Annotated in this window: 15 protein-coding genes and 1 tRNA gene; 10 read left to right on the top strand and 6 right to left on the bottom strand. The window is 70.6% G+C overall.

The features are described from left to right. Window positions 1-17: 17 nt before the first annotated feature. Window positions 18-959, top strand: a complete 942-nt coding sequence (locus HDA43_RS13145) for a hypothetical protein (RefSeq protein ID WP_179820294.1) — start codon at window positions 18-20, stop codon at window positions 957-959. Between the two features lie 169 nt (window positions 960-1,128). Here the strand turns inward: HDA43_RS13145 and HDA43_RS13140 are convergent, their stop codons facing one another. Beyond that, window positions 1,129-3,021, bottom strand: coding sequence for a serine/threonine-protein kinase (locus HDA43_RS13140; protein ID WP_179820292.1), 1,893 nt, complete (start codon window positions 3,019-3,021; stop codon window positions 1,129-1,131). A gap of 265 nt (window positions 3,022-3,286) precedes the next feature. On the opposite strand from HDA43_RS13140, the gene HDA43_RS13135 reads away from it, so the two are divergent. The 7 genes from HDA43_RS13135 (at window position 3,287) to htpX (ending at window position 12,162) form a co-directional block, all read left to right on the top strand. Next, window positions 3,287-4,432, top strand: coding sequence for a 4Fe-4S binding protein (locus HDA43_RS13135; protein WP_179820290.1), 1,146 nt, complete (start codon window positions 3,287-3,289; stop codon window positions 4,430-4,432). Beyond that, window positions 4,429-4,965, top strand: coding sequence for an NADH-quinone oxidoreductase subunit J family protein (locus HDA43_RS13130; protein WP_179820288.1), 537 nt, complete (start codon window positions 4,429-4,431; stop codon window positions 4,963-4,965). Before HDA43_RS13135 ends, HDA43_RS13130 begins: the two co-directional genes overlap by 4 nt. A gap of 1 nt (window position 4,966) precedes the next feature. Next, a complete protein-coding gene (gene nuoK, locus HDA43_RS13125) occupies window positions 4,967-5,347 on the top strand; it encodes an NADH-quinone oxidoreductase subunit NuoK (RefSeq protein ID WP_179820285.1) in 381 nt (126 codons plus the stop codon). Next, window positions 5,344-7,383 carry an NADH-quinone oxidoreductase subunit 5 family protein gene (locus HDA43_RS13120; RefSeq protein WP_179820282.1) on the top strand — a complete coding sequence of 680 codons (2,040 nt, stop codon included), beginning with the start codon at window positions 5,344-5,346 and terminating at the stop codon, window positions 7,381-7,383. Before nuoK ends, HDA43_RS13120 begins: the two co-directional genes overlap by 4 nt. 214 nt (window positions 7,384-7,597) lie before the next feature. After that, window positions 7,598-9,352 carry a complex I subunit 4 family protein gene (locus HDA43_RS13115; RefSeq protein ID WP_179820280.1) on the top strand — a complete coding sequence of 585 codons (1,755 nt, stop codon included), beginning with the start codon at window positions 7,598-7,600 and terminating at the stop codon, window positions 9,350-9,352. After that, the gene (locus HDA43_RS13110; protein WP_179820277.1) at window positions 9,349-11,133 is read left to right on the top strand and encodes an NADH-quinone oxidoreductase subunit N; all 1,785 of its coding nucleotides are present in this window, start codon (window positions 9,349-9,351) and stop codon (window positions 11,131-11,133) included. Before HDA43_RS13115 ends, HDA43_RS13110 begins: the two co-directional genes overlap by 4 nt. Before the next feature lie 177 nt (window positions 11,134-11,310). Further along, the gene (htpX, locus tag HDA43_RS13105) at window positions 11,311-12,162 is read left to right on the top strand and encodes a zinc metalloprotease HtpX (RefSeq protein WP_179820275.1); all 852 of its coding nucleotides are present in this window, start codon (window positions 11,311-11,313) and stop codon (window positions 12,160-12,162) included. A gap of 67 nt (window positions 12,163-12,229) precedes the next feature. Here htpX and HDA43_RS13100 read toward each other — a convergent pair whose 3' ends face one another. The 3 genes from HDA43_RS13100 to HDA43_RS13090 form a co-directional block, all read right to left on the bottom strand. Continuing rightward, entirely contained in the window at window positions 12,230-12,805 is a 576-nt protein-coding gene (locus HDA43_RS13100; protein WP_179820273.1) for a pyridoxamine 5'-phosphate oxidase family protein, read from the bottom strand. Between the two features lie 21 nt (window positions 12,806-12,826). Then, the gene (locus HDA43_RS13095; RefSeq protein WP_179820270.1) at window positions 12,827-13,831 is read right to left on the bottom strand and encodes a TolB-like translocation protein; all 1,005 of its coding nucleotides are present in this window, start codon (window positions 13,829-13,831) and stop codon (window positions 12,827-12,829) included. A gap of 520 nt (window positions 13,832-14,351) precedes the next feature. Next, window positions 14,352-14,846 carry a YajQ family cyclic di-GMP-binding protein gene (locus HDA43_RS13090; protein WP_179820268.1) on the bottom strand — a complete coding sequence of 165 codons (495 nt, stop codon included), beginning with the start codon at window positions 14,844-14,846 and terminating at the stop codon, window positions 14,352-14,354. A gap of 368 nt (window positions 14,847-15,214) precedes the next feature. Between HDA43_RS13090 and HDA43_RS13085 the strand changes: the two genes are divergently transcribed. Further along, window positions 15,215-15,296, top strand: a tRNA-Tyr gene (locus HDA43_RS13085). Window positions 15,297-16,070: 774 nt separating this feature from the next. After that, the gene (locus HDA43_RS13080; protein ID WP_179820265.1) at window positions 16,071-16,628 is read left to right on the top strand and encodes a hypothetical protein; all 558 of its coding nucleotides are present in this window, start codon (window positions 16,071-16,073) and stop codon (window positions 16,626-16,628) included. Between the two features lie 87 nt (window positions 16,629-16,715). On the opposite strand, the gene HDA43_RS13075 is transcribed toward HDA43_RS13080, so the two are convergent. Then, complete coding sequence (locus HDA43_RS13075; RefSeq protein ID WP_179820263.1) at window positions 16,716-18,098, bottom strand: tyrosine-type recombinase/integrase; 1,383 nt, start codon at window positions 18,096-18,098, stop codon at window positions 16,716-16,718. Continuing rightward, window positions 18,098-18,283, bottom strand: a complete 186-nt coding sequence (locus tag HDA43_RS13070; protein ID WP_179820261.1) for a helix-turn-helix transcriptional regulator — start codon at window positions 18,281-18,283, stop codon at window positions 18,098-18,100. Before HDA43_RS13070 ends, HDA43_RS13075 begins: the two co-directional genes overlap by 1 nt. Window positions 18,284-18,371 lie beyond the last annotated feature (88 nt).

Genomic DNA, 18,371 nt, shown 5'->3' with positions numbered 1-18,371 from the left:
GCCATAGGACGGAACCGATGACCCTCGCACTCGCCGTGGACCATGACGACCTCGTCGTCGAGGTGCCGGAACACCCGCCGGTACGGCTGCCGCTCGCGGGCGGCGCCCGGGTGTGCACGCTGCTGTTCTTCGACTACCCGGGCCGGAGCAGGACCAGGTACGGCCTGGCGCTGCTCGACGAGTCCGGCCTGGTGATCATGCAGGCCCCCGGTTCCCGTTCGCGCGCCTATCTGGAGGCGTTCGCCCGGCGGCACGGCCTGACCTTCGAGGAGCGGCGGTTCGCCACCGGCGAGGAGGCCCGCGTCGCGCTCGCCCGCCGGTCGCCGGGGTGGTGCATGGTGGGCTGGCGCATGCCGCCCCCGGCCCTGCCGCGGCTGCGCGTCCCCGGCCCGCGGAGCCTGCGGCCTCCCAAGGGGCCGGCGAAGGTCTGGTGGCGCGAACAGCTCCTGTACGCGCTGATGTGGCTGGTGCTCGCCTACGGCGCCGCCTTCGCCACCCTCGTCGTCCTCAACATGGCGAACTTCACCGACGTCACCCGGGGCATGGACACGCTCGGGATCACCTCCCTGGTGCTGGCCGGGCTGACCGCCACCGGCGCCGCCGCCGTCTTCCTGGTCGGGATCGGCAGGCGGCGGGCCCGCAGGCAGACCGCCGACAGCCGCGAGCTGCAGCGGCAGGGCAAACCGCACTGCCGGCTCGTGGTGGTGCACGATCGGCTGCTGCTGGAGACCGAGCGCAGGACCCGCGAGATCGAGGCCGACCGGCTGCTTCTCTACTCGGCCGACCCCGGGATGACCGGGCTGATCGTCGGGGAGGGCCGGTTCCACCTGCCGGGGCGCTGGGACCCGGAGGCGGCGCGCCGCTTCGCCGTACGGAACGGGCTGGAGCTGGAGACCCGGACGCTGAGCCGCGAGGAGTATCTCGACCTGACGAGCCGGGTCGGGGACGCGGTGCCCTGATCCGGAACAGGCCCGCCGATCGGCCTCCGGCCGCCCCGTGGTCCGCTCGCCGCCGGCCGCCGGCTGTTCTCGCCGGTCGCCGGTCGTCCGCTCCAGCCGTCCGCCGTCAGCCGGTCGACTGTTCCAGCCGTCCGCTGTCAGCCGTCCGCCGGTGGGGGGCGGGGGACGGCTAGTGCACGATCCGCAGCATGATGTCGGCGGCCGTCGGCCGGTTGACGGGCCGCTTGTCCAGGCAGGAGGCGGCCAGCGGGCGCAGTGACGACGGCAGCGAGGACAGGTCGGGGTGGTGGCTGATCACCCGGTTCAGGATCGCCGGGATGGTGTCCGCGCCGAAGGCCACCCGGCCGGAGGCGGCGAAGATCATCGTGGACGCCCAGCTGAACACGTCGGACTCCGGGCCGACGTGCTCCCCGGAGATCTGCTCCGGGGACATGTAGGCCGGGGTGCCGATGACGCTGCCGGTGGCCGTGGCCGTCGCCTGGTCCAGGGCGCGGGCGATGCCGAAGTCGATCACACGCGGCCCGTCCCCGCCGATCAGCACGTTGGCCGGTTTGAAGTCACGGTGCACCACGCCCGCCCGGTGGATCGCGGCCAGCGCGCCGGCCGTGGCCAGGGCCAGCCGGGTCAGGCCGTCCTCGGTGCGGGGACCCTGCTCGCGGACCAGCTGCTCCAGGGAGACGCCGTCGACGTACTCGCTGACGACGTAGGCCTGGTCGTCGGTGATGTTCACGTCGAGCACCCGGGCCGTGGAGAACGTCGCCACCCTCCGCGTCGCCTCAACCTCCCGGATGAACCGTTCCCTGACCACCGGGTCGCCGGTGAAGTGCTCGTGCAGGACCTTGATCGCCACCTTCTCCCCCCGGGGGGTGAGCGCCAGGTGGACCGTGCCCTGGCCACCCCTGCCGAGGGTGCCGACCAGCCGGTACGGCCCCAGGCGGCGCTCCTCGTGGTCGTGACCGCCCTGCGGGTCACGACGGTCGCGCCGGTCGTGACCGTCGTGCCGGCCGCCGCGGTCACGGTGGCCGTCGTGGCTGTCCTGGCCTTCGCGGCCTTCACGGCCTTCACGGCCTTCATGGCCGCGGAGGGAGCCGGCGGGCCCGCCGGCTCCGGTGAAGGTCCCGGCGGGCGAGGGCCGGTCGTAGGGCCCCGGGGTGTGGTGGGCGGGGGTGTGGTGGGCCGGGGTCCGCGACGTGCCGTACGGCGGTTCGCCGGGCCGGGGCCCCCACGGGGAGGCGGGCTCCCGGCCGGGGACGGGGGGAGCCGGGTGCGGCGCGGCGACGGCCGGGGCGTGCGACCCCGGCGGCCCGTACGGTGTCACCGGACCCGCTCCGTGCGAGGCCGGGGTCGGTCCGTACGGCGTCACCGGACCCACCCCGGGCACAGCCGAAGCCGGTCCGTGTGACGCCGGGGCGGGCCCGGCCGGTGACCCCGCCGGTGTCCTCGGCTGCGCGTACGGGCCGGGCGGCGAGCCGTACCGTGACCGTGACCCACGCGGAGCTGTTTCGTACGATTCACGCGGTTCGTACGGCTTGTACGGCGATCCGGGCGGCGGCTCGGCGGAGGGCCCGTGCGATGATCGGCGCGGCGCCTCGTACGGCGATCCCTGCCGTGAGGGGTGCGTCATCTCGTGCGAGGACCCGTGCCGCGAGCCGTGCTTCGTCCCGTACGGCTCGCCGTACGGTTCGTACGACCCGTACGGTGCCGCCTGCCGCGGGGAGCCCTCCCGCCGGAACACCGCGCCCCGGATGGTCAGCGCGTGTCCCAGGCCGCCGATCCAGGTGCCGAAGAAGCCGATCATCATAATGGTGTCCAGCCAGGTCGGGATCAGCTCCGAGTCACCGTAGGTGCCGGCCCCGACCAGGAACGTCGCGACGGCGATGCCGTACAGGACGGTTGCGAGGGCCAGCCCGGGACTGCGCAGGCGGCGGGCGGCGTGGCCGATGACGAACGGCGTGCCGATCCCGAAGGTGAACAGGGGCACCAGGGCCCAGGCCACGCTCCATCCCGTGGAGGGCCGCGGAGGCGTCTGCGGGTACCGGCCGGGGCCGTACTGGTGGGACATGTCGCGAACAATACGTATTCCCACCGTCAGCCGCAGTCTCCGCGGGTGTCCTTTCCGTATCGGCCTCCGGATGGGGGCCGATACTCGAACACACAGTCTGTGGATAACTTCTGTGGACAACCCTCGGAGGCTGGATCGGTGTCCGATATGGGCGTTTTACTGGACGCCGCATTCCCGGGCGCGCCCCCATGCGTCATGATGTGGTGTTGTGGCACGGATACCAGGAGTGGGGCTGGCGAAAGGGCTCTCCGTCACCCTTCGCCACATGCTGAACAAGTCGGTGACCCAGCAGTACCCCGACGTCAGGCCCGATCTGCCCGCCCGGAGCCGCGGCGTGATCGCCCTGGTCGAGGAGAACTGCACGGTGTGCATGCTCTGCGCCCGTGAGTGCCCCGACTGGTGCATCTACATCGACTCCCACAAGGAGACCCTCCCCGCCCCGGAGGGCGGCCGTCCCCGCGCCCGCAACGTGCTCGACCGGTTCGCGATCGATTTCTCGCTGTGCATGTACTGCGGCATCTGCATCGAGGTGTGCCCGTTCGACGCGCTGTTCTGGTCGCCGGAGTTCGAGTACGCCGACGGTGACATCCGTAACCTTCTGCACGAGAAGGACAGGCTGGCGGCCTGGGTGCAGACGGTTCCGCCGCCCCCGGCCCACGAGCCCAACGCCGAGCCGCCCAAGGAACTGGCGGCCGCCTCACGCCCCGCCCGTCCCCGCACCACCGCGGGGCCGGCCCGGACGGTACCGGGAGGGGCCGGGACGGCCGGGACGCCGTCGGCGCCCTCCGAGGCGCCCGCGTCCCCCACACCGCCGGAGGCGACCACCTCTACCGGGCCGTCCACCTCTCCCGAGTCGTCAACGTCCTCCGGACCGTCCACGTCCTCCGAGCCGCGCCGTCCCGAGCGGAGGACCTCGACCCGGCGCGCGGACGTCCGGGCGATCCGCCCGCCGGGCGCGCTCCCGAAGAATGACATTCCCCCCGCCGGGGACGAGCCGGTGGAATCCCCGGGAGGACGGCCCGAGGACTCCACGCCGGTGGGTTCCGAGCCCGCCGGTTCTCCTCCCCCCGGTCCCGGCTCCGGGCCTGCGGGCTCCGGATCTGCCGGTTCTTCTCTCCCCGGTGCCGGGCCCGCGGGCTCCGGGTCTGCCGGTTCCCCGCCGGTCGGCTCCGAACACGGTGACCAACCACCGTCTCCCACCGAGTCTTCCCGGCCGGAACGGCCGCGACGGAGGACCTCCACCCGGTTCTCGGACGTCCGGGCGATCCGCCCGCCGGGCGCGCTCCCGAAGAAGGACACCCCGCCTGCCGAGAACTTATCCACAGAACAGGGTGGTGTGCCCCCGGACGAAGGCCCGGCGGAGCAGACTTCTGCCACGGACCAGGCTGAGGAGTCCGAGGAGGAGAAGTGACCGACGCGCCGTCCTATCTGTCACCGACCGGGCAGGAGATCGTCTTCCTGCTGCTCGGCGCGGTGGCGGTCGGGGCGGCGCTGCTGGTGGTGACCACCAGGCAACTCGTCCACGCGGCCCTCTGGCTGGTCGTCACGTTCGGCGCGCTCGCGGGGTGTTACCTCGTCCTGACGGCTGAGTTCGTCGCCTGGGTCCAGGTGCTGATATACGTCGGCGCGATCGTGGTCCTGCTGCTGTTCGGCATCATGCTCACCCGTGCCCCGATCGGCAGGTCGGCCGATCTCGACAGCGGGAACCGACCGGCCGCCGCGCTCGTGGCGCTCGCCACGGCCGCCGTCCTGGTCACCGTCGTGGTCGACGGCTTCCGCACCGCCTACGCCCCCCTCCGGGCCGGTGGCGGTTCGGCCGGCGAGATCGGCTCCAGCGTCTTCCGCAACTGGGTGCTGCCCTTCGAGGCGCTCTCGGTCCTCCTGCTGGCCGCCCTGATCGGCGCCATCGTGCTGTCCCGCACCGACATCCGGGGGAGGGGCTGACATGCACATCGTCTACCCGGCGGTCGTCTCGGCGCTGCTGTTCTCCATCGGCGTGTACGGCGTGCTCGCCCGGCGCAACACGATCCTCGTCCTGATGTCCGTCGAGCTCATGCTCAACGCGGTCAACCTCAACCTGGTCGCGTTCGACGTGTGGTTGCGCGACCGCCTGCACGCCGGCCAGGTCCTCACCCTGTTCGTCATCGTGATCGCCGCGGCGGAGGTCGGTCTCGGCCTGGCGATCATCCTCGCCCTCTACCGCAACCGCCGGACCGTCGATCTCGACCGCCTCCGCCTCCTGGCCGAGACCCCCGCCCCCACCGGATCCACATCCGTCCCCGGGGCCGTGTCCCCGCCTTCTTCCGGGCCCGGTGAGGGCCCGTGACCACCGCCGCCGTCCTCGCCATCCTGTTGCCGTTCGCGGCCGCGGCCGCCGGCCTGCTGGGCTCCCGGTTCCCGAAGGGGCTCCGCGGAGGGGCGGCCGACGCGGCCGCGAACCGGCGGGCCGCCTGGATCGCGATCGTGCCCACCGCGGTCTCCACGCTGCTCACGATCTGGCTGGCGTATTCCATACGGGCCGGTCAGGCCGCCGGGGGAGGTGACTGGCTCTCCCGGTTCACCGGGTCGGCCGGCACCGCCCGTGTCGCCACGGCGTCCGTGGCCGTTGACACGGGCTCGGCGCCGATCTCCGTCGGACTGCTCGTCGACGGCCTCGCCGCGACGATCGCGGTGCTGGTCACCGTGGTGGCGCTCGCCGTCCAGGTCTACTCCGTGGGCTACCTGCGCGACGACCGGCGCTACCCCTCCTACAGCGCTTTCATCAGCCTGTTCACCAGCGCCATGCTCCTGGTCGTCTACGCGGCCGACCTCCTCGTCCTCTACGTGGGCTGGGAGGTCATGGGCCTGTGCTCCTACCTGCTGATCGGGCACTGGTGGGAAGACCGGGCCAACTCGCGGGCGGCGATCAAGGCGTTCCTGGTCACGCGGATCGGCGACGTCGGCTTCCTGTTCGGCGTCTTCGTCCTCGGCACGGCGGCCGGCGGCTTCCGGATCGCCGACGTCCTCGCCAAGCTCCCGGAGCTGCCGCCCGGCACGATCCTCGCCGCCGCCCTCCTGCTGCTGGCCGGGGTCGCCGGGAAGAGCGCCCAGGTGCCGCTGCACACCTGGCTCCCCGACGCGATGGCCGGCCCGACCCCGATCAGCGCCCTCATCCACGCGGCCACCATGGTCGCGGCCGGCATCTTCGTCGTCGCCCGCCTCTATCCGGTCTTCCTGGCCTCCGGACCCGCCCTGGACGTGCTGGCGGTCATGGCCGCGCTCGGCATGCTCGGCGCCGCGCTGGCCGCCCTCGCGCAGGACGACCTCAAGCGGGTGCTGGCCTATTCCACGATCAGCCAGCTCGCCTATATGGCCGGGGCCCTGGCCGCCGGCTCCCGCGACGCGGCGGTCTTCCACCTGATCACCCACGGCGCTTTCAAGGCCCTGCTCTTCCTGTGCGCGGGGGCGGTGATCCACGCGGTCGGCTCCAACCTCATGAGCGCGATGGGCGGTCTGCGCCGGGGGCTGCCCGTCACCTTCGCGGCGATGACGATCGGGTTCGCCGCCCTGGCCGGCCTCCCGCCGGCCAGTGGTTTCTTCAGCAAGGACGAGGTGCTGGCGGCGGTCGAGCGGTCCCTGTCCGCGGGTCACCTCGCCGCCCCCGTGGCCCTGCTCCTGTACGGCTGCGCGCTCGCCACCGTCGCGGTGACCGGCGCCTACGCCACCCGCGCGTGGCTGCGGACGTTCTTCGGCGAACGTGCCCTCTCCGGCCTCCCCGGCACCGCCGCCTCCGAGCCCGCCCCGTCCATCGCCCCTGAGTCCGCCTCCGAGCCCGCCCCGTCCATCGCCCCTGAGTCCGCCTCCGAGCCCGCCCCGTCCATCGCCCCTGAGTCCGCCTCCGAGCCCGCCCCGTCCGCCGCCGTCCACGAGGCGCCGCCCGTCATGCGCTGGCCGATCATCATTCTCGCCGTTCCAGCCCTGCTCCTGGGTCTGCCCGGCGCGCTCCACATCCACTGGGGCACGGCCGTCCTCAGCGTCGCGCTCGCGCTGCTGGGCGCCGGCGCGGTCCACGCCGTGTGGCGGGCCGATCCCCGGCGGGACCCGGCCCGGCTGCTCGGCCCTCTCCGCGGGCTCTGCGAGCGGGCGTTCTCCGTCGACGAGCTGTACCGCGCGGTGCTCGTCCGTCCCACGCTGCTCCTCGCGTACGTGGTCGCCCGTGCCGACGGCCGCGTGGTGGACGGAGCGGTGCGCGGTTCCGGCCGGACGGTCACCGGGCTGGCGGGCCTGGTGCGCCGGGCGCAGAACGGCAACGCCCAGCTCTACGTCACCGGCCTGCTCGCGGGCGTCCTGCTTCTCGCGGTGGGAGCGGTGATGCTCAGATGACCCCCGCCCGCGGACCCGTCCTCACCTGTCCAGCCGGTTCCGCCCGGCAGGCCGGCGGCGTCTTCCGGATCGGCGCCGCCCACCGGCCGGCTTCATCCCCGGAGCCGCTTCCGGACCGAGCCGGTTCCGCGCACCGGCCCGGTCAGGCCCGGGTTTCCGGAGCCGGGCCGATCACCGCACCGGAGAGAGCCGTGACCGGGAGGTGGCGGGTGACATGAGCTGGTTGCCGGTCGCGTTGCTCGCGGTCCCGCTCGCCGGGGCGGTTCTGCTGGCCGTTCCGGTGGGCTCGGCGGCCCGGGGCCCGACGGCCCGGGAACGCTGGTTCCCCCGGTACGGCCTGGCGGTGTCCGGGATCACGCTCGCGCTGTCGGCCGTCCTGGCCGCCGCCTTCGACCACGACGACCCGGCCCGGATGCAGTTCGTCACGAACCTGCCGTGGATTCCCGGCCTGGGCCTCAGGTTCCACCTCGGCGTGGACGGCGTCTCGCTGCCGCTGGTCCTGCTGACCGCGCTGCTGACCTTCCTCTGCTTCGCCTACCTCTGCCGGGGTCGCCCCGCCGGGTCCGGCCGCGTGCCCGCCCCCGGCCGCTCGGCGACGCCTTCGCCCGGAGGCCCGTCCACGCCTTCGCCCGGCGACCCACCCGGGGCGGCGTCCGGCCGTCCGTCCGAGCCCGCGGACGGCGGCCGCCCGCGGGCCCTGGCGTTCACATTGCTGGTCCTCGAAGTGGGCATGATCGGCACCTTCCTGGCGCTGGACCTGCTGCTGTTCTTCGTGTTCTTCGAGGTCGTCCTCATCCCGATGTACTTCGTGATCGCCATCTGGGGCGGTCACCGCCGCCGGGCGGCGGCCACCAAGTTCATCCTCTACACGCTCCTCGGCTCGGTGGTGCTCCTGCTGGGCCTGCTGTTCATCTGGGCGCAGACCGGCACCCTGGACATGACCGCTCTCGCCCGTGCCCACGGAACCGGCATGTCCCGGGCCGCGCAGATCCTCGCCTTCCTGGCGGTCGGCGCCGGTCTCGCGGTGAAGACCCCGATGTGGCCACTGCACACCTGGCTGCCCGACGCCCACACCGAGGCGCCCACCGTCGGCTCGGTGCTCCTCGCGGGCGTCCTGCTCAAGATGGGCACGTACGGCTTCGCCCGCATCGCCGTCCCGATGCTCCCCGGCGGCGCCACCGTCCTGGCCCCGTGGCTGGGCGCCTTCGCGGTGATCGGCATCATCTACGGTTCCCTGGCCTGTCTCGCCCAGCGCGACCTCAAACGGATGATCGCCTACTCCTCCATCGGTCACATGGGCTTCGTCCTCCTGGGCTTCGCCGCGCTCACCCCGGCCGGCTTCAACGGAGCGCTGTTCGGCAACATCGCCCACGGCCTGATCACCGCGCTGCTGTTCTTCGTCGTCGGCTCGATCAAGGAGCGCTACGGCACCGCGGAGATCCCGTCGCTCGGCGGTGGGATGCTGACACGCCTGCCCCGGCTCGGCTCCGTGCTCACCTTCGCCGCCGTCGCCTCCCTGGGCCTTCCCGGCCTGGCGGGCTTCTGGGGCGAGGTGCTCTCCCTCCTGGGGGCGTTCCGGCCGGCGGCGGGCCTGCCGCGTTCCCTCTATCTCGTCTTCATGGCCCTCGGTGGCCTCGGCACCGTCCTGACCGCCGCGTACTTCCTGTCCATGCTCTCCCGCGTCACCCACGGCCGGCCCGTCGAGACCGTCCACGCCCCGGTGCTGGCCGCCGTCGGCCCGGCGGACACAGGCGGCACCGGGAACGCCGAAAGCGGAGAGGGCACGGCAGACGTGGGGAGCACCGGCCGTGGAAGGGGGCACGGGAGGCGGGGCATGCGGGACGTCGCGCCCCACGAACTCGTCGCCTGGGTGCCGCTCATGGCGCTGATCCTGCTGCTCGGCCTGTGGCCCAAGGCGTTGCTCGACGTCACCGGCCCGGTGGCCCGAAGCCTCCTGGGGGCGCCGTGATCCAGCCGATCGACTACTACGCCGTCGCGCCACCGCTGATCCTGGCGCTCACCGCCGGGCTCGTGCTGCTCCTGGACGTCTTCCTGCCCCGCGCGCCGTACGCCAGGCCACTGCTCGGCATCGTGACACTGGCCGGGGTGACCGGCGCCCTTGCCGTGGTGATCTCCCAGGCCGTGCGGGCGGCGGGGCCGCTGCGCACCTTCTGCGTGCCCCCCGGCCTGCCGGGCTCCGCCGCCCCCGGACCCGGCGCGCCGTTCCCGGTCACCGCGCCGGAGGCGGGTGCCGCGCCCCCGTGCTCGTTCGTGGTGGACGGCTTCACCCTGGTCTTCGCCGGGCTCGCGCTGGCCGCCGGGATCATCGTGGTGCTGCTGTCGATGACCGAGCTGTCGTTCGGCGACATCCCCGCCGGTGAGTGGCACTTCCTGCTGCTCTGCACGCTGACCGGCGCGGTCGCGCTGCCCGCCTCCCGCGACCTGGTGATGCTTGTGGTCGCGCTGGAACTGGCCTCGTTGCCGGTCTTCGCCCTCACCGCGCTCAGGCGTTACGACGGCCGCGGTTCGGAGGCCGCCGTCAAGCTCTTCCTCGTCTCCGTGGTCTCCACGGCCGTGATGCTCTTCGGGATCTCCCTGCTGTACGGCCTGACCGGCACCGTTTACCTCGAACGGCTGGCCCGGGTACCGCACGCGGTGCCGGGGGCCGCGGCGGGCGCCGTATCCGGCTCCGGCGTGGGGACGGCCGGGCCGGCCGCCGTCACGGCGGGCGGCGTCGACGGGGCGTACGCGTCCTCACTCCAGATCGGTCACGACCTGCCGCCCGTGCTCGCCGTCGCCGCGGTCCTGGTGCTCGCCGGGTTCGCCTTCAAGGTGGCCGCGGTGCCGTTCCACGCCTGGGCGGGCGACGTCTACGAGGGCGCCCCCATCCCCGTCGCGGCCCTCCTCTCGGTGGTCTCCAAGGCCGCGGGGTTCGCCGGGCTGATCCTCGTCCTGGTCGGCGGCCTGCGAAACCTGGCGCCGGTCTGGGCCCCGCTGGTCGCGGTCGTCGCCGCGCTGACCATGACCGCCGGAAACCTGCTGGCCCTGCGCCGGCGCCGTGCCGTACGGCTGCTCGCCTGGTCGTCGGTCGCCCAGTCGGGGTACATCCTCGCTCCTCTCGCGGTCCGTGACGAGCGGGCGATGAACGCCTCCGTCGCCTACCTGGCGTTCTACGCGGCGATGAACCTCGGCGCCTTCGCGGTGGTCATGCTGGCTGCGCGGCGCGGCGAATCGGGCGAGCTGGACGGCTACCGCGGGTTCGCCGCCCGCAGCCGGATCGCCGGTCCGGCGCTGGCCTTCTTCCTGATCTGCCTGGCGGGCCTGCCGCCGGGGCTGGCCGGGTTGTTCGCCAAGATCGTTGTGTTCCGGGAGCTCGTCGGCGGCGGGCTGGGCTGGCTGGCCGCCGTGATGGCCGTCAACACGGTGATCGGCCTGTACTACTACGTCGCCTGGGTCGTACGGATCTTCACTCCGGCCCCTGTTCCCGCCGCGACCACCACCCCGGCTCCAGCCGAAGCCCCGGCCATGGCTCCGGTTCCGGTTCCAGCTCCGGCTCCGGGCGTGGCGGGGACCGCCCCCGAGGCCGTCCCGGTCGCGCCGGGAGCCGTCTCCGCGGCGGCCGGCGGCCGTACCGGGCAGGTGGCGGCGGGTGTGGCGATCGCTCTGGCGGCCGTCGTCGCCGTGCTCTTCTCCGTCGCCCCGCAGACGGTGTTCGTCCTCCTGCCGGAGACACTCATCGCCACCGGCTGAGTGCTCCCGGCCCCGGATCGCCGCCGTCGGCCGGGCCTCCACTGGGGCCGTCCATCACCGTCGGCAGAGCGCCCCCGGGGAACGTCCGGCTAGGCCGGGGAACGTTCGACCTGGCCGGAAACGTTGGCACTGATGAGTCGGCACCGGCCGAATCGCATCCACCGAAAGGACGGTGCAGTGCGCCACAACGGTCTGCGTACCGCGGTCCTCCTCGGCACGCTGTCGGCGGTCATCATCGCGGTGGGCGCCTGGCTGGGGGGCGGCGCGGGCGTGCAGATCGCCGTTCTCATCGCGCTGGCCTCCAACGGTTTCGCCTACTTCTTCTCCGACCGCATCGCCCTGTCGGCGATGCGCGCCCGCCCGGTGAGCGAGGTCGAGCAGCCGGTCCTCTACCGCATCGTGCGCCAGCTCTCCACCGAGGCCCGCCAGCCCATGCCGCGGCTGTACGTCTCGCCGACGATGCAGCCCAACGCCTTCGCGACCGGCCGCAACCCCCGGAACGCCGCGGTCTGCGTGACCTACGGCATCACCCGGCTCCTCGACGAGCGGGAACTGCGCGGCGTCATCGGGCACGAGTTGTCCCACGTCTACAACCGCGACATCCTGATCTCCTCGGTGGCCGCAGCGCTCGCCACAGTGATCACCTACTTCGGTTACATCGGCATGTTCTTCGGCGGCGGGGACGACGACGAGGGCCCCGGCTTCGTCGGCGCGCTGCTGATGATGGTGCTCGGCCCCGTCGCCGCCGGGATGATCCAGATGGCCGTGTCCCGCTCCCGGGAGTACCAGGCCGACGAGTCCGGCGCCCGGCTCACCGGTGACCCGCTGGCCCTCGCCTCGGCCCTGCGGAAGATCGAGATGGGCGCCCGCCGGCTGCCGCTCCCGGAGAACGGCCGTATCGCCTCCGCCTCCCACCTGATGATCGCCAACCCGTTCCGGGGCGCGGGCATCGGCCGCCTGTTCTCCACCCACCCGCCCACCGCCGACCGCGTCGCCCGCCTGGAGCGGATGGCCGGCTACCGCCGCTGAGCCGTCGCGGACGTCCTCTTCCCGGAGGGCCGGGGCGAGGACGGCCGCCAGGGCTGGAACCCGTCCCTCAGGAGTGGTGGGTGACGGGGTCGGTCTCCTCGGGGGCGAGGCCGGGGATGCCGTCGATGCTCTCGCGGTTGTGCTTGGCCCGGTAGGCGCGCCTGCGCTGGACGTCCTTGCGCCCGGTCCACTCGTCCAGCAGCGTCCGGTCCTGGTCGAAGGACATGAACGGCACCGAGTAGCCGCAGGAGTCGGCGATGCGGTCGCATTCGACGACGATGATCGTCCGGACGCCCGGGTGCGGGCCGAAGTTCCGGATCAGCTCGGGGAAGTCGGGGTCGGCCGGGAGGACGACCCGGCCGGTGCCGTACAGGCGGACGATGTTGGGCGGCCCGGAGAAGGCGCAGAACATGATCGTGATGCGGCCGTTCTGACGGAGGTGGGAGACGGTCTCCACTCCGCTGCCGTCCAGGTCGAGGTAGGCGACGGTGGTGTCGCCGAGGACGGCGAAGGTGTCGGCGTATCCCTTGGGGGAGACGTTGACGTGTCCACCCTGTTCGGGGGCGGTGGCGACGAAGTAGACCGGCTGCGCCTCGATGAACGCGCGCAGCCGGCCATCGATCCTGTCATGAATTTTCCCCATAAAAGGGAAGATAGCGAGTGGCTATTCTCCGGATGCCCACCAGATCCACGAATCCCGCCGGGGCTTGAAGGAGTGCAGCCTGCGAGTGACGCCGGTCTCGGCGTCCACCGTCCGCTTCACCACGAGGACGGTCCCCGCGTCCCCGTTGCCGACGTAGTTCCACATGGTGAGGGCACCCGCCGGCCCCCATCCGAGCAGTTGCACCTCCTCGCCCTTCGGCAGGCTGAACCGTACGGCACCGGAGACGGCGTCGGAGGTCAGGTCGTAGGTGTGCAGGCGGGGCTTACCCGAGTCCCCGCCGACGACCACGGCGACCGTGGTCCCGTCGTCGGCCAGCGCGAACGGGGCGTTGTTGGCGACGATCTGCGGGACGACCCTGCGCGCGGTCCTGCGGCCGTCTTTGCCGAAGACCGAGAACTCGGTGGTGTTGTCGGCGGTCTGCCGGGTGGTCAGCAGATGCTCGCCGTCCGGGCTGAAGCCCGCCACGTCCTCCCTCGCCGACAGCGTGGCCACCTTGCCGGTCCTCAGGTCGGCGATGAGGCTCGGCAGCCTGTCGTTCGCGTCCCCGTAGTCGACCGCGACGACCGAGCCGTCGGGGGAGAGGGCGGTGGACACTTCCCCCTCGTCGGCCCCCCGGGGGAGGGTGGCGGCCCGGCCCGGCAGCGGCCTGACCTCGCCGCTGCTCACGTCGCGGACGACGAGCCGGCCGTTCTTGAGGTAGCTCACGATCCGGCCGTCCCCGCTGACCCGGAGCGGGGCACCGAGATCCTTGTCGACCTTGCCTCCGGGCCTCCTGGGGAAGGACTGCGCGTCGGTCAGCGTGATGGTCTTCCCGCTGCGCATGGCCAGCTTCCACTTCCCGCAGGGAACGGTGTAGTCCTTCTTGGGGCAGCTCTTGATCCACGCGTAGTCGACGGAGTCGGCGGACACGGCTTCCGTCTTCGCGTCCGCCGGACCCGCGATCAAGAACGAGGTCACCGCCGTCACGGCGGTGAGGAGTGCGGCTGTGCCGCGTGGGGGGTTCATCGGCGCTCCTTTCACCACCGGTATAGACGCCCCCCGGGGACGAAAGGTTTGGTCGCGAATCGAGCATTTCCTCCGGCGGTGTCGGCGGTCTCGACCGGCCTTGCCCCGCGCGGCCGTCCGGTCTCGCCGACATCGAATCGGCGTCCCCCGGCGAACTCCGGTCCATGGCCCGGATGCCCGCCTTGCCACGGGCGATCGACGCGGAGACGGGCCGGTAGCGTCCCGCGCCCTTCAGAAAGGCACGGCTCCTGGGCAACGTGCCCTGGGCGTCATTCCGGCCGGGACGTGCCGCGGCCACGGCAGCCGCCGGACGTGGCCGGGTCCTCCCGCTCCTCCATCCGATGAGCGATCGCGTGTGCCGCTGTCGAAGCGGCGCATGCGCCTTCCTGCCCGGTGGGCGGGGAGCGGCGTGCGGGAGAGAATGGGGCTCGGCCGGACGTGCCGTTCGCATGCCCCGGGTGCGTCCTCCCAGGAGAGCAAGGCCCTGACGCCACAGATCAGGGCCTTGGTTCCCGGTGCGTCAACGGTAGTTGGTGAACTGCAGGGCGATCTCCAGGTCCTTGCCCTTGAGCAGGGCGATGACCTCCTGCAGCTCGTCCCGCTTCTTGGAGCTCACCCGCAGCTCCTCGCCCTGGATCTGGGCCTTGACGCCCTTGGGTCCCTCATCCCGGATGATCTTCGAGATCTTCTTGGCGTGCTCCTGGTCGATGCCCTCCTTGAGGTTGACCATGAGCCGGTACTCCTTGCCGGACAGCTTGGGCTCGCCGGCGTCCAGGATCTTGAGGGAGAGCCCGCGCTTGATCAGCTTGTCCTTGAAGACATCGAGGACGGCGTTGGCCCGCTCCTCGCTGTTGGCCCGGATCTCGACGGCCTTCTGCCCGCCCGCCCAGGCGATGTTCGCGCCGGTGCCCTTGAAGTCGAACCGGTGCCCGACCTCCTTGACCGTCTGGTTCAGCGCGTTGTCGGCCTCCTGGTGGTCGATCTTGCTGACGATGTCGAAACTGCTGTCGGCCATGCCTTGGCTGTCCTCTCTAGCTCTCTCGCCGACACTAGCGCCTTCGCCGGTCGGCACACATCGAACGTCACCGTCAACACCCCGACGACGGTGACAATGATCGCCCACCGCCGGTACGGGCCCTGCCCCGGCGGGGCCTTCCGCACGGTGACCCCACACGGCAGGGCCCCGTACGGCGAGACCCGCACGATGGGGACCTCCGCGCGCGGGATCCCTTGCGACAGCGGAGCTCCCACGCGACGAAACCGTCCGTACGGCGGGCCGCGACCTCCGTACGGCGGGCCCGCCCGAGCCGGATCCCGCCGATGTCACGTCACACCCCGAAGTCCGCTATTCTTTCTCATGTCGCCGCTTCGAGCGGATGACGCGGCAGGTTGCCCGAGTGGTCAAAGGGAGCGGTCTGTAAAACCGTCGGCTCAGCCTACGCAGGTTCAAGTCCTGCACCTGCCACACCAGCGGGAGAGCCCCATCACCAGCGGAAACGCGGCGATGGGGCTCTTCTTCTATGTCCGGCTGTCCACGGTCATCGCCGGAGGTCTCCGGGCGTTCGCGTCGGATGTGCGTCGGTGGCTGGCCGGCCTCTTGCATAGCCTCAAGGGATCGCATCCTGTGCCTCTCAAGGCCATGCGCTGAGGTCTTCGCCTGGACAGGCTCCTGTCGACTGGAGGCGTCGTCCGTGAGCGCGGCCGACGAAGACGAGTCTCTTCGGCGATGGCAGGACAGTTCGTTGCTCTGTGACCTCAATCCATGATCTGGTGGAGGAGGCCCACCATGGCCAGCCCTGTGCCGAATCCGGTGGCGATGCTGGTGGTCATGGCCCCAACGAAGACTCCTGTCCCTGCTGCCAGGCTGAGGATGACGACCCAGCGAAGCGGAAGTCGACGCCTCTCTTCAGGTTGTTCCTCTTGCTTTCGCTGGACAGCTTGGCTAAGTATCCTCATCGTGTGGCCTCTCTGGGTCTAACTGCATGAGTGCCGCAGAATGGTCCCTCGTGCCCGCGAGGGACCATTCACATAGATCGGGCAAAGCCCTTGCGCAACCACACCGTTCCAGAAGATCGCCTTCGGTGCTACTTGGGTGAAAGCTGATCGGAGTTACTAGTCTCTTCTGGCGGGTGAAGAAACTTGTAACCGGTATGAGCTTTCTACGTCTAAGCTGTCAAAGGTTTATGCGTTCTCCGCAACGCATTGCGGTGTACGCATAAATGTGTACATACTGCAAGGCGTGAGCGACATTGCAGAAGAGATCATCAAGGTCTTCTATCCCGACCCTGCACCGTGGCCGCAGGAGAAGCGCGAGCACTTCGTGCAACGACGCTCCGAAGCGAGTCGCCGGCGAGACGAGATGCGGAAGCGGCTGACCGGTCCAGCGGGTGCCCCTAAGGACAGCTCTGACCTCTTGATATCGGAGCTACGCCGACTCGGCAGGGCAAAGAGGGAGGTCGAGGAGCAAATGCGACTTCTCGTGACTTACGGGCGAGAGTTCATTCGGCCTGAGCCGTACCGCCTTGCTTCCCTGGCAGAAGCCGCTGGAATGTCCATATCTGGAGTCAGGGGAATGTACGGCCTTGTTGATATTCAACGGGTCGCTGACGCCATTGGGCGGCCTGACCGGAAGAGGCAAGTAAGCCCGGTAGACCCATCGGATGCCCTCCCAGATGCCGGGTTCGATGCTTACGGCCGTCTTGCGCCGATATATCCCTCTTTGTACCCGTCGGCCAAAGAGGAAAAGACGGTCGATCCTCGGGAGGCGCCCAAGGTGTCAGATCAGCGGCAGCCATGATCAGGGTCACATCCCACGCGCTATATGTGATGTAGCGCTCCCGCGGACTCGATGGGAGCGCTACATCATGTGCGGACTGGTGATCCGTTAGGTCTCTCGCTCGCGTTTCAAAGCTTCAGCGATCAGATGCCGAGCAAAGTCATCCTGGCCGGCGATGCACTTGGCGTAGACCCGTAGAAGCACGTTCACGCTGTGTCCTGCCCACTCGGCGATCTGAGGTGCTGGGACACCAGCGTTGAGCCAGGTAGATACGCAGGCGTGTCGAAGGTCGTAAGGCCGCTCAGCGAGGGGCGAGGCGGTCTCTGCCGTGCTCAGCGCCACCATGCGGGCCTTCTGCCAGACGCGGCCATAGACGCTTTCCGACAGCGGACCACCCCGTTCTCCGACGAACAAGTGACCGTCGCGGCTTATGCCGTGCTTGGTGAGGTGACTTCGGAGGATGGTGACCAGGGGCGGTGGAATCGGCACTGGCCGGACCGCCTTGCGCGCCCGGTGCTTGAGCTCGCGAGACTCCCGACGCTGCCCATTGCCTGTCCAGTCAGCTCCCACAGCCGGCGCGGAGTCACCGAGGCAGAACCATCCCCAGGCGTCGCTGTTCCCCGCCTCGGGAAGGTCGATTTCGTCGATGGTCAGGTCAACGGCCTCCGCGGGGCGCAGAGCCGAGTAGTACATGACCGCGAAGAACGCGGTCAGGCGCGGCATGATCTTCTCCACGGCAATCAGCAGCGATTCAGCCTGCTGAGGATTGACTACACGGCGGGGAGAGATCTCTTCGGTAACCTTGGGCGCCTTCCATTTCACGCTGATCAGCGGGTTGCCTGCCAAGAGCTTGGCAGGGCTCACCGCGTAGTCCAGCACGTTGTAGAAGACCGCCCGCTTGCGGGCGATCGTGGTTCCCGCAGCGGTCTTTCCATCAAGGGTCCTGGAGATCCCCTTGAGCGTCCTGAGGATCACGGCCTCATCGGCAAGCGAGGCAACCGGAAGCGTGTGTCTCTCCAGCCATGACACGGTACGGGCGATGTCCTCGGGCATGTCGTCGGTGGCGCGCCGGGGCTTGTGGGCTGCCCACTTGGTCACGGCCTTGCGGATTTCCTCCTTCGTGGGACATCCCGTCCCGCTGTTGACCAGGGAGAGGGTGACGGTGGAGAGAGCGTCAGCGATCGAACGGCGCGTGTTCGGGGCGGCGTCGTCCCAGCGATGGTCGACGTAGTCGCACATCAGCGCCCACCAGGTAACCGACTGGCCGCGCTGGCCAGCATGCTCAGCAGGGCGACCGGTGGCCAAGTCGAACGCCACGCCTTTCCGGATCGCGGTCAGCAGCTCGGCGCGGAAGCTCTCGGCGAGCGCCCGTGTCGTGAAAGTCTCCCGCCATGGTCGGTCCGCTGTGAGCCAGCGAACGGTGTAGGTGTTCCCTCCCTTGTTCTTATTGATCAGCAGACGCCATACGCGCACGTCATAGGTGGTGTTCATCAGGCGATGTCCTCTCGGGAGGCCAACCACCGCTCGTACTCGCTTCGGCGAACACGCAGGCTGCCGTTCGGCAGTGTGATGCACTTCGGAGCACGGTGCTTGGCACGCCAGTCGTAGAAGGTGCTGCGGGAGATCCCGAGGTCTTCGCAGATGTCGGCGATGGTGAGCTTTTCGGCCCTGGGCATGGCGGGTGTTTCTCCTCGGCGATGCGCGTGGATCCGGCGGGTTTTCGGGGTGGTCGGGTCAAGTTCTGAGGGGGGTAGCCGTCCCAGC

Source organism: Streptosporangium sandarakinum, from assembly GCF_013409935.1.
Taxonomy (GTDB): Bacteria; Actinomycetota; Actinomycetes; order Streptosporangiales; family Streptosporangiaceae; genus Streptosporangium; species Streptosporangium nondiastaticum.
Note: the sequence above shows the minus strand (reverse complement) of the source record. Positions and strands in the feature narration are given on the sequence as shown.

What these genes read in the sequence shown, in the direction of transcription:
- HDA43_RS13140 (WP_179820292.1), bottom strand. Translation starts at nt 3,021, where the DNA reads ATGTCCCACCAGTACGGCCCCGGCCGGTACCCGCAGACGCCTCCGCGG.
- HDA43_RS13090 (WP_179820268.1), bottom strand. Translation starts at nt 14,846, where the DNA reads ATGGCCGACAGCAGTTTCGACATCGTCAGCAAGATCGACCACCAGGAG.
- HDA43_RS13115 (WP_179820280.1), top strand. Translation starts at nt 7,598, where the DNA reads ATGAGCTGGTTGCCGGTCGCGTTGCTCGCGGTCCCGCTCGCCGGGGCG.
- nuoK (WP_179820285.1), top strand. Translation starts at nt 4,967, where the DNA reads ATGCACATCGTCTACCCGGCGGTCGTCTCGGCGCTGCTGTTCTCCATC.
- HDA43_RS13095 (WP_179820270.1), bottom strand. Translation starts at nt 13,831, where the DNA reads ATGAACCCCCCACGCGGCACAGCCGCACTCCTCACCGCCGTGACGGCG.
- HDA43_RS13145 (WP_179820294.1), top strand. Translation starts at nt 18, where the DNA reads ATGACCCTCGCACTCGCCGTGGACCATGACGACCTCGTCGTCGAGGTG.
- HDA43_RS13070 (WP_179820261.1), bottom strand. Translation starts at nt 18,283, where the DNA reads ATGCCCAGGGCCGAAAAGCTCACCATCGCCGACATCTGCGAAGACCTC.
- HDA43_RS13075 (WP_179820263.1), bottom strand. Translation starts at nt 18,098, where the DNA reads ATGAACACCACCTATGACGTGCGCGTATGGCGTCTGCTGATCAATAAG.
- HDA43_RS13100 (WP_179820273.1), bottom strand. Translation starts at nt 12,805, where the DNA reads ATGGGGAAAATTCATGACAGGATCGATGGCCGGCTGCGCGCGTTCATC.
- HDA43_RS13135 (WP_179820290.1), top strand. Translation starts at nt 3,287, where the DNA reads ATGCTGAACAAGTCGGTGACCCAGCAGTACCCCGACGTCAGGCCCGAT.